Here is a 14,144-nt window from a genome sequence, read left to right as displayed (position 1 = left end):
GTAATTGAATTGCTGTGAAGTGAACAGTATCACCGGCACATATGCTGCCGGATACTGTGAGAGGGAATCGGGTAAAAAGCCTGAGCGGTTGCGGCCACTGTATACAGAAGAAGGGATTTCACATGCCATTGCAGAAACTCATGTGAGAAGGCGAAATCCCGATGTCAGAGAGATTCTGGAGAAAATTCTGATACATCATTCATGATCGGCTAAAAGATGAATGGTGTATCAGTTTTTATTTTGCGGAGTTTTTTCTGAGTCTGTAAGTCAGGAAACCTGCTTGACAGTATGTAAGTGGGAGCTTCCGTACAAAGTGTTCCGTGCAGATTTTATGAAGCCCCATCTTTTCGGTTACCCATAGGCAACAGGAGATAAAACAGGCGAAAAGAGAGGAAATGAAATGAAAAACAAGTATGTATCCACAAGAATCATGGCAATGGTAATGGCAGCGGCAATGACCGTATCAGCAGCTCCGGCTGTTTATGCCGCAGAGAGAGCAGACTCCGAGACCATCAAGGAAGACAACCAGCCGGCAGCAGAAGACAGTACAGAGTCTGCAGACACCGAAGATTCTTCCGCAGAGGCAACCAAGACAGAATATCCTCTGACCATCACAACCTATGATTACGATGGAAACGAAATCGAAACCACTTATGAAAAAGCACCGGAAAAAGTCCTTGCTGTATATCAGGGAAGCATTGAGACTATGCTCGCACTTGGTCTGGAAGACCACCTGGTAGCTACCGCAGGTCTTGATAATGAAGTTCCGGAAGATCTCAAAGAAGCATTCTCAAAAACAAATTATCTTGACGAATTTACCCCATCCCTTGAAACTGTAACAATGCTGGAGCCGGACATGATCTTATCCTGGAGCTCTCTTTTCTCTGATGAGAATCTGGGAAATGTAACAGACTGGATCGACAAAGGCTGCAACACCTACTACAACACCAATACTCGTCCGGACGGCGCCAGAACACTGGAAAATGAATTCACAGATATCTTAAATATCGGAAAGATCTTCGATGTACAGGACAAAGCACAGGCTATCGTTGATGATGCAAAAGCAGTGATCGACAAAACTCTTACTGCAACTGCAGATGTAAAAGACAAACCAAGCGTAATGGTATTGGAGCCTCTTGGAGATGACATCACAAACTATGGCGTAAAGAGCCTTGGCGGAGATATGGTAACACAGTTAGGCGCAACTCTTGCAAACCCGGATGCTTCCACCGTTGGAAAAGAGGATATCATCGCAGCCAACCCTGACGTGATCTTTGTGGTTTACATGCCATATGCAGGAGATGATCCGGAAACTGTTAAGAACAGCCAGCTTGCAGTGATCCAGGATGATGAGTCCCTGAAGAGCCTTGACGCAGTAAAGAACGGACGTGTTTACCCGATCATGCTCAGTGAGATGTATGCAAGTGCAACACGTACCCAGGACGGAATCGAAACTTTTGCAAAGGGATTATATCCGGACGTAAATCTTGACTGATCGGAGAAAATGCAGTGAAAGAAACAGCTTCACAGAGAAAAAAAGATAAGGTGCTCAGAACATCCATGTATGTGGCAGTTCTCATCTGACTTGCAGGATTCCTTATTTTTTCCATACTTGCAGCCATCACTTTTGGAAATGCGGATCTGTCACTGAAGGATGTATACGGCGTTATCGCTTATAAATTGTTTCATATAAAAAGTCTGTCCGCCTATGCGGAAGGCGCAGTTCATGATGTTGTGTGGCTGATCCGGCTGCCTAGAGTCCTTCTGGCTCTGGCAGTTGGAATGGCTCTTTCCGTGTGCGGCGTGGTGATGCAGGCTATCGTGCAGAACCCGCTGGCAGACCCGTATGTGCTGGGTATCTCATCTGGTGCATCTCTGGGTGCCACACTGGCCATCATGCTTGGAATCGGAAGCTTTCTTGGCGGAAACTCTGTGGGAATCACAGCTTTCATTGGCGCGATGATCACTTCTTTTGCGGTGATCGCCATTGCAAACATGGGTGGAAAGGCAACTTCCGCAAAACTGATCCTTGCGGGAATGGCGGTCAGCGCAGTCTGTTCTGCTTTTTCCAATTTTGTCATTTATATTACCAATGACAAAAATGCGGCAACAGAAGTTATGAAGTGGAGCATGGGAAGTCTTGCCGGAGCAAGCTGGATCAGAGTGGGTGTAATGCTTCCGGTCACGCTGATGTGCGTGGCTGTTTTCTGGACGCAGTACCGGAACCTGAATCTGATGCTTCTGGGAGATGACGTATCCATTACCCTTGGAACAGATCTGCACAGACTGCGGACTTTTTATCTGATCGTTGCTTCTGTTATGATCGGATTTGCCGTGTACTGTGCCGGTGTGATCGGATTTGTGGGACTGGTGATCCCTCATGTGGTCCGGATCCTTTTTGGAACAGATCACAGAAAACTGCTCCCCTTAAGTGCGCTTCTTGGTGCATCGTTTCTGATCTGGTGCGATGTGGCATGTCGTGTGATCCTTAAAAATTCCGAGATGCCCATCGGTGTGCTGGTATCCATTATCGGTGCTCCCTGCTTTATTTATCTGCTTGTGCGGAAATCCTATGGATTCGGAGGTGCCCGGTAATGAAGATCACCACAGAAAATATTCAGGTTGGCTTTCACGCCAGACAGATCCTGAAGGGAATCTCCATGGAATCCCAGGATAAGGAACTGGTAGGAATCATCGGACCAAACGGAAGCGGAAAATCCACTTTGCTGAAATGCATTTACCGTATTCTGAAACCAGACGCAGGAGCCGTGTATCTGGACGGCGAGGAGCTTCATTCCATGAGTGTTCGAAGCTCTGCGAAAAAAATGGCCGTGGTGGCACAGCACAATTATTATAATTTTGATTTTACGGTCCGCGAGGTGGTTCTTATGGGGCGTGCGCCTCATAAAAAGACTCTGGAACGGGACAATGCAAAAGATTACCAGATCGTGGATGAAGCGCTGAAAACCGTACAGATGGAGGCGTTTGCAGACCGTACCTTTTCCACTCTTTCCGGAGGAGAGCAGCAGAGGGTGATCCTGGCAAGAGCACTTGCCCAGCAGACCTCTGCACTGATTCTGGATGAGCCTACCAATCATCTGGACATTACCCACCAGATCATGCTGATGGAGCTGGTGAAAAAACTTAATGTAACCGTGATCTCCGCTATTCACGATCTGAATATTGCAGCAGCATACTGTGATAAGATCTATGTACTGAAGGACGGAGTTCTGGAAGGTTACGGAACGCCGGAAGAAGTCCTGACCCCGGAGCTGATCCGCAGGATCTATAAAGTAGAAGCGGAGATCGTTTACGACAGCCGCGGAAAGATGCATATTTTGTTTTTATGATTCTGGCTGTGAGGCGGGATGCATAGAGGGAAAAAGATGAAAAAGATCGGGATTTTGACATGCCTTAATTCCAATGATGTGTGTACCAGGGCAGGATGTCTGTCTGCATTTCGGGAAAGAAGAGATTTTTTTTCCGGCTATCCGGAAGATACGATTCTGGCAGCTGTGATGACATGCAACGGATGCAAAGAAACCAATGCAAAAGAACCTGCTGAAGATGAGGGGATTTTGGAAAAGGCAGACCGGCTGGTCAGTGAAAAGATCAGCGTCATCCATGTCGGGGTATGCCGTCTGAATGAGGAAAAAAAGGAATGTCCGCGGATAACACAGATCTGCGGTCTGATAGAAGAACGCGGGATCAAAGTGATCCGAGGAACCCATAAAGAATAAGAGAAAACCGCCGTATCTTTCCGGAAATGCCGGAAATACGGCGATTTTTTTACAGAATGTTTCTGCGAAAATTTGTGTAAGTTCTGGTAAAACCAGACATATGGTGGTATAATAAGAACATTAAAAAAAGGCTCGGGTGCAGCGACCTTAAAAAACGCTGCGCTGCAGATTTACTGACAGAAAGTACAGCCGAACAGAAAGAAAGGATGGTGCAGTGTTATGAATTTAAATACAACAAAACTTGAAGAACTGCTCGCAACACTGAAGAAAAAAGAAGAAGAGAAAGATAAGAACACAGTCCTTTGGGTACTGGCGATCATCGGTGCTGTTGCAGCTGTTGCCGGTATTGCGTTTGCAGTATACCGTTTCTTCGCTCCGGATTATCTGGAAGATTTTGAAGAAGATTTTGATGATGACTTCGATGATTATTTCGAGGATGAGGAAGAGTAAGAACTTTCACTGCAGAGGCTGTTTTGAGCAGATCAGAATGGCTGTCTGTTATGTATGAATATGAGAAGCGGATAATTGAAGCCCCGGCGCGATACCGGGGCTTGATTTTTGAAGACGGACCGTGAAACGCTGCACTAGTTATAAAACAGAAAGAGGATTTATGAAAAAAGGTGAAATTTACGAAGGTATTATAGAAAAAGTGGAATTTCCAAACAAAGGTTTTGTTTGGGTTGATGACCAGAAAGTAATTGTAAAAAACGGAATCCCGGGACAGAAAGTCCGGTTTATGATCAATAAGAAACGTTCCGGCCGGGCGGAAGGACGTCTTCTGGAGGTCCTGGAGAAATCTCCCCTGGAAACAAGAGAACCTGCCTGTCAGGAGTTTCCGGCATGCGGCGGCTGCATGTACCAGACCATGAGCTATGAGGCGCAGAAGGAGATGAAGGAGCGCCAGGTGAGAGAACTTCTGGATGGGGCAGTAAAAGAAAGTCTGGCTAAGATCGGGAAGAACAGTGATGGGACGGAAGAAGCTGAGGCTGCAGATCATTTATATCACTGGGATGGGATTTATGGCAGTCCTATTGAGTTTGGGTACCGCAATAAGATGGAGTTTTCCTTTGGGGATGAGTATAAGGATGGGCCGCTGTCCCTTGGACTTCACAAGAAGGGAAGCACTTACGATATCCTGAATACGGATGACTGTAAGCTTGTCCATCCGGATATGACGAAGATCCTGGTCTGCGTGCGGGAGTTTTTCCTGGAGCGTAATGCCAGCTTCTATAAAAAGCTGCAGCATGTGGGGTATCTTCGACATCTTCTTCTTCGAAGAGGCGTCACAAGTGGTGAGATCCTGGTCCATGTGGTAACCACCACCCAGGAAGAATATGATCTGGAGCCTCTGAAAGAACAGCTTCTTGCGCTTCCGCTGGAAGGGAAGATCGTGGGGATCATGCACATTTTAAATGATTCTTTATCCGACGTGGTACAGAGCGACGAGACGAAGATCCTTTATGGAAAGGATTATTTCTATGAAGAACTTCTTGGGCTGAAATTTAAGATCAGCACCTTTTCCTTTTTCCAGCCAAATTCCTTGGCTGCGGAGATCCTGTATTCCAAGGTGCGGGAATATGTAGGAGATACCAGAGATAAGGTAGTGTTTGATCTTTACAGCGGAACCGGCACCATTGCCCAGCTTGCGGCGTCCGTTGCCAGCGAGGTGATCGGCGTGGAGATCGTGGAAGACGCGGTAAAAGCCGCCAGAGAAAACGCTGCACTTAACAGCATCAATAACTGTCGTTTTATTGCCGGGGATGTGCTGAAGGTTCTGGATGATGTGCCGGAGAAACCGGATATGATCATCCTTGATCCGCCCAGAGATGGCGTTCACCCCAAAGCCCTTCCAAAGATCCTGGCTTACGGTGTAGACCAGATCGTATACATTTCCTGCAAGGTTACAAGTCTTGTAAGAGACCTCCCGGCATTTTATGAGGCAGGATATGAGATGACCCACGCCTGTGCAGTAGATCAGTTCTGCCAGGGCGTTCATGTGGAGACGGTTGTTCTTTTGTCCCAACATCGAGACAAGAGTACTTGTCTCGATGAACGCGGTAGTCGGTAAATCGAGATGCAAGCATCTCGGCTTGCCTCGTTGCTCGCGCAAAAACCAGATGACACGATAGAGATCGACTTAGATGAGTTGGATGCAACCAGTGCTGAGTTGAAAGCTCGTGATTAGATGGAATGGGTCAGATTGGTAAATGATATTCGTAATATGGCAGAAGAGATTGTGTTAAAAGAATTGGTGTTCTAATGCGTGGAAAGCTCCTTCGGGAGCTTTTTGCTGTTTATAAGATAAATTCTGTCGGAGATTTATTATAAAACATTGCTTTACAAGAAGAATAAAAAAGCATATAATTCTTTTATAATATATTTAATAAAAGAGGGTAAGAAAACGGAAAATAAAGATAAAAAAAATATAACAAGAAAAAGAATAATTAATTATGTGCTGAACAATCATGTTACATCCAAGGCGGGAATCGCAAAAGAGTTAAACTTGAGTATGCCGACTGTGTTAGCAAATGTGAATGACTTGTTAGAAAAAATGGTGTTGGAAGAAACTGGGGAATATGCTTCGACCGGTGGACGAAAGGCAAAAAGTATAGGGATCAATAAGTCATACTGTCATGCAATGGGAATTTTGATTACAGCGAATCATATAGAAATGGTATTAGTAAATCTTGGAGATGAGATTATAAAAAAAGATCGCATCCGTTTAAAATTTACGGCAGAATTATCCTATTGTACAGAAGTGGCACAAAAGGTCAAAACTTTTCTTGAAGGCGAATTAGCGAAGGATACGCTACTTGGGATTGGAGTGGCGATTCCGGGAATTATTGATCAGAAAGAACGGATCGTTTTAAAATCCCATGCTTTAGGTATAGAGAATTATAGTCTGCGCTTTTTAGAGCAGGCTTTGGAAATTCCAGTATATTTTGAAAACGATGCTAATGCTGCAATGCTTGCAGAAAAAAAGCAAAAGTATCCAAATGCGATATATCTGTCTTTGAACCACACCTTAGGAGGCGCATTCTGCATAGATGGAAAGCTGTTTCGAGGGCAGAACCAGAAAGCAGGTGAGTTTGGTCACATGATACTCGTTCCCGGTGGAAGAAAGTGTTATTGTGGTAAAGCAGGATGTGCAGATGCATATTGTGCTGCAAGTGTACTGACACAAGATAACAGGCAGTCACTGGATGCATTTATGGAAAAAATTGAAAGTGGTGATGAAAAAATTTTGCAGACATGGAATGCGTATCTGGATCATCTTGCTGTTTTGATATCAAATCTGCGGATGGCATATGATATGGATATCATACTCGGAGGTGATGTGGGAGGTGTATTGTCAGATTATATGATACCACTGGGAGAAAAAGTGATGGCATATAATGGCTTTGAGCATGATGTTTCATACTTAAAAAATTGTTCGTATAAGAAAGAAGCGTCGGCTGTTGGAGCTGCGAAATACTTTTTTACAAAACATATGGCAGAATTGTAAATTTTTTGAACGCAGATAAGCAGTACACCGCATCTGGTGCGCAGGGCATCAAGCGTTGGGTAAGGGGATGTTCACTCTGTTGGAGTTAAAAGCTCCCACTGACAGGTTGCAAAGTGAATGCAGATGTCCGCTTTATATGTGTGAAAAACGAGAAGTTGTGTAAAATTAGAAAAAGATATTATAGTAAAAAACGGAAAGAAAACAGTAACTACGGTTTCCTTTCCGTTTTTTTCGTGTTGATTGTGAAAAATACACAAAAAATGTATTTTAAAATTATGAAATATATAAAATTATGAAAAACATATTGACAAATCGTGTTTACAGGATAATAATGTAATTGCTTTAATAAAACAATTTATAAAAGATCAAATAAAACAATATAAATAAGGAGAAAACAATTATGATAAAAAAGGAGGAAACAATTATGTTACAGCAGGTAATGACAAATCCAGGAGAAATTATTTTCAGAGAGGTTCCGGTTCCGGAGGTAAAGGAAAATCAGGTGTTGGTAAAGATTATGAATATTGGTGTTTGTGGATCAGATATTCATGTTTATCATGGAAAACATCCGTTTACAAAATATCCGGTAACACAGGGACATGAGGTTTCTGGTGAGATTACAGAACTTGGAAAAAATGTCACAGAGTTTCATGTGGGACAGAAGGTGACGATAGAGCCTCAGGTATATTGTGGACATTGCTATCCATGTCGTCATGGAAAGTATAATCTCTGTGAGGAATTAAAAGTAATGGGATTTCAGACGACAGGAACAGCATCTGAGTATTTTGCAGTGGATGCATCTAAAGTAACACCTATTCCAGAAGATATGTCCTATGAAGAAGGAGCTATGATCGAACCTCTTGCGGTGGCAGTTCATGGTGTAAAACAGATGGGCGATGTGGCTGGCATGAATATTGTAGTCCTTGGCGCAGGACCGATCGGAAATCTCGTGGCACAGGCAGCAAAAGGAATGGGGGCAGCGAAAGTGATGATCACAGATATCAGTGATCTTAGACTGGCAAAGGCAAAAGAATGTGGAATTGATGTGTGTGTGAATACCAAAAATAAAGACTTCGGTGAGGCAATGATCGAAGCATTTGGACCGGATAAGGCAGATGTGATCTACGACTGTGCCGGAAACAATATCACAATGGGACAGGCAATTAAATATGCAAGAAAAGGAAGCACGATCGTACTGGTGGCTGTTTTTGCAGGAATGGCAGAAGTAGATCTTGCAGTGGCAAATGACCACGAACTTGACATTAAGAGCACGATGATGTACCGCCATGATGATTACATAGATGGAATCAGACTGGTAAATGAGGGCAAAGTTCATTTGAAACCGCTCATCTCAAAGACATTTGCTTTTAAAGATTATCTGAAGGCGTACCAGTATATTGATGATAACCGCGAGACAACGATGAAAGTAATTATCAACGTCAGTGAAAAGTAAGGAGTTCGTATGGAAAATAAATATGGAATTGTCGGAGTTGCTCATATCGGGCTTCCGACAAACGATTTGCAGAAAACAGTTGAGTTTTATAAGAGTCTTGGATTTGAAGTAATTATGCAGTCTTATAATGAAAAAGCAGGGGAAAAAGTGGCATTTTTACAGATAAAAAATTACTGTATAGAGACTTTTGAAAATGGGCAGGCGGCAATGTCAGACGGTGCATACCAACATGTTGCACTTGATGTGGAAGACATTGAAAGTATGTATCAGAAAATCTGCAATGAAAAATACACAATTATTACAGACGGAATCGAAGAACTGCCATTTTGGGAAAATGGTGTGAAGTTTTTTATGATCAAGGGCCCAAATGAGGAAAGAATAGAGTTCTGTCAGAAACTCTGATAAAAATAGGAGGGACATATGGGAAGCGAAAACAAAAATGGAAAAGTACCTCTGATCAGTAAGATTGCATATGGTTTTGGTGATGTCGGATGTAATTTCAGCTGGATGTTCGTCAGTAATTTTCTGATGATATTTTATACAGACGTGTTCGGAATCAGTATGGCGGCTGTGTCAGCACTTATGCTTTTTTCAAGATTCTGGGATGCGATCAATGATCCAATCGTCGGGGGACTTACGGATAAAACAAAATCGAGATGGGGACGGTACCGTCCATGGCTGTTAGTAGCGGCACCAATTACAGCGATTCTTCTTGTTATGACATTCTGGGCAAGACCTGACTGGCCGCAGAATGGAAAGATCATTTATATGGTAATTACATATTGTCTGCTGGTTTTGGGGTATACCTGTGTGAATATTCCATATGGAACCTTGTGTGGTGCTATGACACAGGATATTGATGAACGTGCAAAAATAAATACATCCCGTTCGGTTGCAGCGATGATTGCAATTGGTGTGTTAAATATTATCACAGTTCCGCTGCTCAGCAAATTCGGCAGTCACAGTGCAAAGACAGGATATCTGACGGTTGCGGTCATATATGGATGTATTTTTACAGCCTGTCATTTCTTCTGCTTTGCGAAGACGAAAGAGGCAGTGATTACTCCGGAAAAAGAAAAAATTTCTGTAAAGATACAGTTGAAAGCAGTCATGCAGAACAGACCATATCTTCTTGCATTGGCAGGACAGATATTATTTGGATTTACATTATATGGTAGAAACGCAGATATTCTGTATTATTTTACATATGTGGAAGGGAATGCCTCCTACTACACAACTTATTCGATGTGCATTATTATTCCTTCTATCATCGGGGCAGCCTGTTTTCAACCATTATTCCGCAAGTTGAATAACAAAGGAAGAACAGCATCTCTCTTTGCTTTATTTACAGGAATTTCCATGTTGTCTATGTTTTTCTTCAATGCCAAAGAATCACCAGCTATTTTTTATGCATTATCTGGTCTCACACAGTTTTTCTTCTCTGGATTTAATACCGCAATCTATGCAATTATTCCAGACTGTGTGGAATATGGGGAGTGGAAAACCGGACTTAGAAATGACGGTTTTCAGTATGCATTTATTTCACTTGGAAATAAAATCGGAATGGCAGTTGGAACAGCACTTTTAGCAGGATTACTTGGAAAATATGGTTATATTGCAAATCAGACACAAAATGCAATTGTACTTTCAATTATGAAGCATGCATTTACGACGATTCCGGGTGTACTGTGGATTGTGACTGCGGTTGTATTATTTTTCTACCGGTTAAATAAAAAACGTTATAACGAGATTGTAGAGGAACTAAAAAATGGAAAAAAAAGTTGATATCGTGGCATTGGGAGAATTGCTGATTGATTTTACGGAAGCAGGATATAGTCAGGATGGGAGGAAATTGTTCGAACAGAATCCCGGCGGTGCTCCGGCAAATCTTCTAACCGTTGCAAGCCACTTTGGGTATCGCACATCTTTTATTGGAAAAGTTGGAAACGATATGCATGGTAAATTTTTAAAGAAGACACTGCAAAAGGAAGGAATCAATACAGATGCTATTGTTGAAGATCCGGGTTATTTTACAACGTTGGCATTTGTGGAAATTGGTGAAAATGGAGAACGGAATTTTTCTTTTGCAAGAAAACCGGGTGCAGATACACAGTTAAAAAAAGAAGAACTGGATCAGACATTAATTTCAGGTTGTAGAGTTTTTCATTTTGGATCATTATCGTTGACAGATGAACCGGCAGAAAGTACAACGATCGAAGCGGTAAAAATGGCAAAAGCAGCGGGTGTACTTATTTCCTATGATCCAAATTATCGCTCGTCTCTTTGGAAGAGCAAAGAGTATGCAGTGAAAAAAATGAGATCTGTCATAGAATTGGTAGATGTCATGAAGGTATCGGATGAAGAGAGTATTCTGTTGACAGAGGCGAAAAGTTATGAGCAGGCTGCAGATCAACTCCTTGCCATGGGACCAAAGCTGGTTGCCATTACATTGGGAGAACAGGGCGTTCTTATGACAACAAAAAGCAGAAAAGAAATCATCAAAGCATTTCAGACACATGCGGTCGACACGACTGGGGCAGGTGATTCATTCTGGGGAGGCGTATTATGCAGTATCCTTTCTATGAATAAGAATGTTGAAAAAATGGAATGGGAAGAAATCAAAAAGTGTGCTGTTTTGGGAAATGCAGTTGCTGGATTGTGTGTGCAAAAGAGAGGCGGAATCCCTGCGATTCCGACGAAAGAGGCAGTGCTTGAATTTATGCAGAAATAATGAATGTATATGAACAAACTCGGGGCTGTAAAAATCACGATTTATTAATCGTTAAAGCATCAGCCCCGTGTTTTTCTGTCGGAGTATTATTCCGCTTTTATCTTTCCATCATACTGATGGACTCAATTCCGACACTTCCGCCGCGGACAACTTCGATATGCTTGAACTCTTCTTTGATAAGCTTGATGACCGCGTCATTTTTGGTTGCGGTCTGGACGAATTCCAGAAGGAGGCTGTCTTTTCCATAGTCGATGACACGTGCCTTGAAAGTCTCAGCAATCTGGAAAAGTTCTACTTTATCTTCCGGGGAGCAGCCCTTTACCTTGATGTAAAGGATCTCCTTCATTCGAACAAATACATCTGTAAAATCAATGACCTTGATAACTTCGATCATACGGTTCAGCTGTTTTTTGATCTGCTCAAAAGTCTCATCATCGCTGACTGTGGCGATGGTCATTCTGGAAACTGTGGGGTCCTCGGTGGTTCCAACCGTAAGACTGTCCAGGTTATAGGACTTTCCGGAGAAAAGACCGGAAATCTTGGAAAGAACACCGACCTGGTTTTCAACGTAGAGAGAGATCCATCTTTTTTTCATTCCTTTATCCATCATTCATTCCTCCTAACAATCCATGATCAGATCAGCCAGAGTACCGCCCGGCTTAACCATCGGGTAAACCATTTCCTCCGGATCAATGATAAATTCGATGATCGTAGGAGTTTTTGTATTCTTCTTAGCCTCTTCGAAAGCAGCCGCGATCTGATCCTTTTCAGTTACGCGGATACCTTTTGCCCCATAGCTCTCTGCGAGACGGATGAAATCCGGTGTGTATTCCGGATATTCCTGTCCGTCTGTACGGCGGGAGAGTGCACCGGCTTTTAAGTTTGTCATGGCGTAGCGTTTTCCGTAGAAAAGCTTCTGCCACTGGCGGACCATTCCAAGATATTCATTATTAAAGATACAGCAGATGATCGGAAGTTCCTCCAGAACTGCGGTAGCCAGCTCCTGAATGTTCATCTGCATGCCGCCGTCACCGGAAACGGAGATGACCGGTGTGTCCGGATTGCCGATCTTGGCACCGATGGCACCCGGAAGGCCGTAACCCATGGTTCCAAGTCCGCCGGACATGATCAGCTGACGGTTCTCAGTGATGTCTGCATACTGGCTCACTAGCATCTGATGCTGACCTACATCGGTAACAAGAATGGCCTTGTCAAACTGGCGGTTGATCTCGCCGATGATATCCAGCGGTCCCATAATACCACGATCTTTCATGGTAAGAGGATGCTCTTCCTTCCATTCCTGGATCTGCTTCAGCCATTTGCCGGTATTACAGTCCTGTACATATTCATTCATTTTTGTTATTGCCTCTTTTGCATCGGCAACGATGGGGATGTCTACATGGATATTTCTGGAAATGGAAGCGGTGTCAATATCGATGTGGACGATCTGTGCATGTGGGGCAAATTCATGGAGCTTGCCTGTGATACGGTCGTTAAAACGGGTTCCGATGGAAAACAGAAGATCGCATTCATTCACTGCCATATTTGCGGCATAAGCACCATGCATACCAAGATTTCCGATAAACAGAGGGTTCTTTGTGGAGATGGCACCACGTCCCATAACGGTTGTGACAACCGGAACCTGAGTCTTCTCAACAACCTGGGTAAAAATCTCCTGGGCGCGGGAAATAATCACACCGCCGCCGGCAAGAAACAGAGGTTTTTTTGCCTTCTGAAGCATTTTGAGAGCTCGTTTCAGCTGTCCGATGTGAACGCTGGTATTCGGTTTGTAACCACGGATATTGACACTCTTCGGATATTCGGCACTTCCAAGCTCGGCCATTACGTCCTTTGGAAGGTCGATCAGAACAGGACCCGGGCGTCCGGTACGTGCAATATAGAAAGCTTCTTTAATAATACGGCCAAGATCCTCACGGTTGCGGACAGTTACGCCATATTTTGTGATGCTTCTGGTGATTCCTACAATATCAACTTCCTGGAATGCATCGTTTCCGATGAGGTGACGGGCAACCTGTCCGGTAAAGCATACAAGCGGAACACTGTCATAGTTGGCAGTTGCAAGACCTGTAACAAGGTTGGTAGCTCCGGGACCGCTGGTAACGAGACATACGCCAACCTTTCCGGTAGTTCTGGCATAGGCATCTGCTTCGTGTACAAGGGCCTGTTCGTGACGTGGCAGGATGATGTCAATGCCGCTCTGTTTATATAATTCATCGCTGATATCGATGGTGCAGGCACCAGGATAGCCGAACAGAACATCAACGCCTTCTTCTTTTAAGGCTTTTACAAGCAATTTGTTTCCGGAAATCTGTTTCATGAATTGGTTCCCTCCTTTGATGATGTGAAAAGTTAAGCAGATAAGGGCTGCCGCGAGAAATTTTTCCAATAAAAAAGTCCCGGCATATCGGATAAAATATGCTCAGGACGGATGATTCCGCGGTACCACCTGTTTTCAGAGGTAAAACTCTGCTCTCTGCCAGTACAAAATTATACTGCCTCCCTGTAACGTGGGAATGACGATGAAGCTTACTGCATGAAGATCCATGGTTCAGTCCACTGCTCGAGGGCTACTTCCACAGTTCAGTCACGAAGATTCTCACCGGCCATCTTCTCTCTGTGCATCCGGAAACTATGTACTACTCCCTGTCATTGCATTTAGTAAATATGAATAAAAATTTTATACTATTATAATAT

Annotated in this window: 13 protein-coding genes, 1 pseudogene, 1 riboswitch and 1 other annotated feature; of the genes and pseudogenes, 12 read left to right on the top strand and 2 right to left on the bottom strand. The window is 43.5% G+C overall.

Features of this window, described 5'->3' with window-relative positions:
* Positions 1-4: 4 nt before the first annotated feature.
* Positions 5-294, top strand: a riboswitch (cobalamin riboswitch).
* 106 nt (positions 295-400) lie between these two features.
* The 12 genes and pseudogenes from KQI39_RS05160 to KQI39_RS05105 all read left to right on the top strand — a co-directional run bounded on the left by KQI39_RS05160 (position 401) and on the right by KQI39_RS05105 (position 11,429).
* Positions 401-1,495, top strand: coding sequence for an ABC transporter substrate-binding protein (locus KQI39_RS05160; protein WP_216417010.1), 1,095 nt, complete (start codon positions 401-403; stop codon positions 1,493-1,495).
* A gap of 104 nt (positions 1,496-1,599) precedes the next feature.
* Positions 1,600-2,595: a FecCD family ABC transporter permease gene (locus KQI39_RS05155; protein ID WP_330653951.1), complete on the top strand. Its 996-nt coding sequence runs from the start codon at positions 1,600-1,602 to the stop codon at positions 2,593-2,595.
* A complete protein-coding gene (locus KQI39_RS05150; protein ID WP_021651662.1) occupies positions 2,595-3,350 on the top strand; it encodes an ABC transporter ATP-binding protein in 756 nt (251 codons plus the stop codon). The genes KQI39_RS05155 and KQI39_RS05150 overlap by 1 nt, the downstream gene beginning before the upstream one ends.
* A 36-nt stretch (positions 3,351-3,386) precedes the next feature.
* Positions 3,387-3,740: a CGGC domain-containing protein gene (locus KQI39_RS05145; RefSeq protein WP_044961569.1), complete on the top strand. Its 354-nt coding sequence runs from the start codon at positions 3,387-3,389 to the stop codon at positions 3,738-3,740.
* Positions 3,741-3,959: 219 nt separating this feature from the next.
* Complete coding sequence (locus KQI39_RS05140) at positions 3,960-4,190, top strand: hypothetical protein (RefSeq protein ID WP_015526073.1); 231 nt, start codon at positions 3,960-3,962, stop codon at positions 4,188-4,190.
* Between the two features lie 160 nt (positions 4,191-4,350).
* Positions 4,351-5,808, top strand: a complete 1,458-nt coding sequence (rlmD, locus tag KQI39_RS05135; RefSeq protein WP_216417008.1) for a 23S rRNA (uracil(1939)-C(5))-methyltransferase RlmD — start codon at positions 4,351-4,353, stop codon at positions 5,806-5,808.
* A 93-nt stretch (positions 5,809-5,901) separates the two neighbouring features.
* Positions 5,902-6,000, top strand: a pseudogene (locus tag KQI39_RS17850) (TnpV protein); the annotation flags it as partial.
* 72 nt (positions 6,001-6,072) lie between these two features.
* Entirely contained in the window at positions 6,073-7,245 is a 1,173-nt protein-coding gene (locus KQI39_RS05125) for an ROK family protein (protein ID WP_330653948.1), read from the top strand.
* A 424-nt stretch (positions 7,246-7,669) separates the two neighbouring features.
* Positions 7,670-8,698 (top strand): zinc-dependent alcohol dehydrogenase, encoded by a 1,029-nt coding sequence (locus tag KQI39_RS05120; RefSeq protein WP_059086986.1) that lies wholly within the window; start codon positions 7,670-7,672, stop codon positions 8,696-8,698.
* Between the two features lie 9 nt (positions 8,699-8,707).
* Positions 8,708-9,100 carry a VOC family protein gene (locus tag KQI39_RS05115; RefSeq protein ID WP_021652508.1) on the top strand — a complete coding sequence of 131 codons (393 nt, stop codon included), beginning with the start codon at positions 8,708-8,710 and terminating at the stop codon, positions 9,098-9,100.
* An 18-nt stretch (positions 9,101-9,118) separates the two neighbouring features.
* Positions 9,119-10,483, top strand: coding sequence for an MFS transporter (locus tag KQI39_RS05110; RefSeq protein ID WP_119248331.1), 1,365 nt, complete (start codon positions 9,119-9,121; stop codon positions 10,481-10,483).
* Positions 10,467-11,429, top strand: coding sequence for a carbohydrate kinase family protein (locus tag KQI39_RS05105; RefSeq protein ID WP_216417006.1), 963 nt, complete (start codon positions 10,467-10,469; stop codon positions 11,427-11,429). The genes KQI39_RS05110 and KQI39_RS05105 overlap by 17 nt, the downstream gene beginning before the upstream one ends.
* Positions 11,430-11,526: 97 nt before the next feature.
* Here KQI39_RS05105 and ilvN read toward each other — a convergent pair whose 3' ends face one another.
* Both ilvN and ilvB read right to left on the bottom strand, forming a co-directional pair.
* Complete coding sequence (gene ilvN, locus KQI39_RS05100; RefSeq protein WP_015526065.1) at positions 11,527-12,036, bottom strand: acetolactate synthase small subunit; 510 nt, start codon at positions 12,034-12,036, stop codon at positions 11,527-11,529.
* Positions 12,037-12,048: 12 nt separating this feature from the next.
* A complete protein-coding gene (gene ilvB, locus KQI39_RS05095; protein ID WP_216417004.1) occupies positions 12,049-13,767 on the bottom strand; it encodes a biosynthetic-type acetolactate synthase large subunit in 1,719 nt (572 codons plus the stop codon).
* Between the two features lie 100 nt (positions 13,768-13,867).
* Positions 13,868-14,109 (bottom strand) — a binding site (T-box leader).
* Positions 14,110-14,144 lie beyond the last annotated feature (35 nt).

This window comes from Blautia sp. MSJ-36 (assembly GCF_018917985.1).
Taxonomy (GTDB): domain Bacteria; phylum Bacillota; class Clostridia; order Lachnospirales; family Lachnospiraceae; genus Blautia_A.
The sequence above is the reverse complement of the archived record's forward strand: the minus strand, read 5'-3'. Positions and strand labels throughout refer to the sequence as shown.

What these genes read in the sequence shown, in the direction of transcription:
- KQI39_RS05150 (WP_021651662.1), top strand. Translation starts at nt 2,595, where the DNA reads ATGAAGATCACCACAGAAAATATTCAGGTTGGCTTTCACGCCAGACAG.
- ilvB (WP_216417004.1), bottom strand. Translation starts at nt 13,767, where the DNA reads ATGAAACAGATTTCCGGAAACAAATTGCTTGTAAAAGCCTTAAAAGAA.
- KQI39_RS05120 (WP_059086986.1), top strand. Translation starts at nt 7,670, where the DNA reads ATGTTACAGCAGGTAATGACAAATCCAGGAGAAATTATTTTCAGAGAG.
- ilvN (WP_015526065.1), bottom strand. Translation starts at nt 12,036, where the DNA reads ATGGATAAAGGAATGAAAAAAAGATGGATCTCTCTCTACGTTGAAAAC.
- KQI39_RS05140 (WP_015526073.1), top strand. Translation starts at nt 3,960, where the DNA reads ATGAATTTAAATACAACAAAACTTGAAGAACTGCTCGCAACACTGAAG.
- KQI39_RS05115 (WP_021652508.1), top strand. Translation starts at nt 8,708, where the DNA reads ATGGAAAATAAATATGGAATTGTCGGAGTTGCTCATATCGGGCTTCCG.
- rlmD (WP_216417008.1), top strand. Translation starts at nt 4,351, where the DNA reads ATGAAAAAAGGTGAAATTTACGAAGGTATTATAGAAAAAGTGGAATTT.
- KQI39_RS05110 (WP_119248331.1), top strand. Translation starts at nt 9,119, where the DNA reads ATGGGAAGCGAAAACAAAAATGGAAAAGTACCTCTGATCAGTAAGATT.
- KQI39_RS05145 (WP_044961569.1), top strand. Translation starts at nt 3,387, where the DNA reads ATGAAAAAGATCGGGATTTTGACATGCCTTAATTCCAATGATGTGTGT.
- KQI39_RS05105 (WP_216417006.1), top strand. Translation starts at nt 10,467, where the DNA reads ATGGAAAAAAAAGTTGATATCGTGGCATTGGGAGAATTGCTGATTGAT.
- KQI39_RS05160 (WP_216417010.1), top strand. Translation starts at nt 401, where the DNA reads ATGAAAAACAAGTATGTATCCACAAGAATCATGGCAATGGTAATGGCA.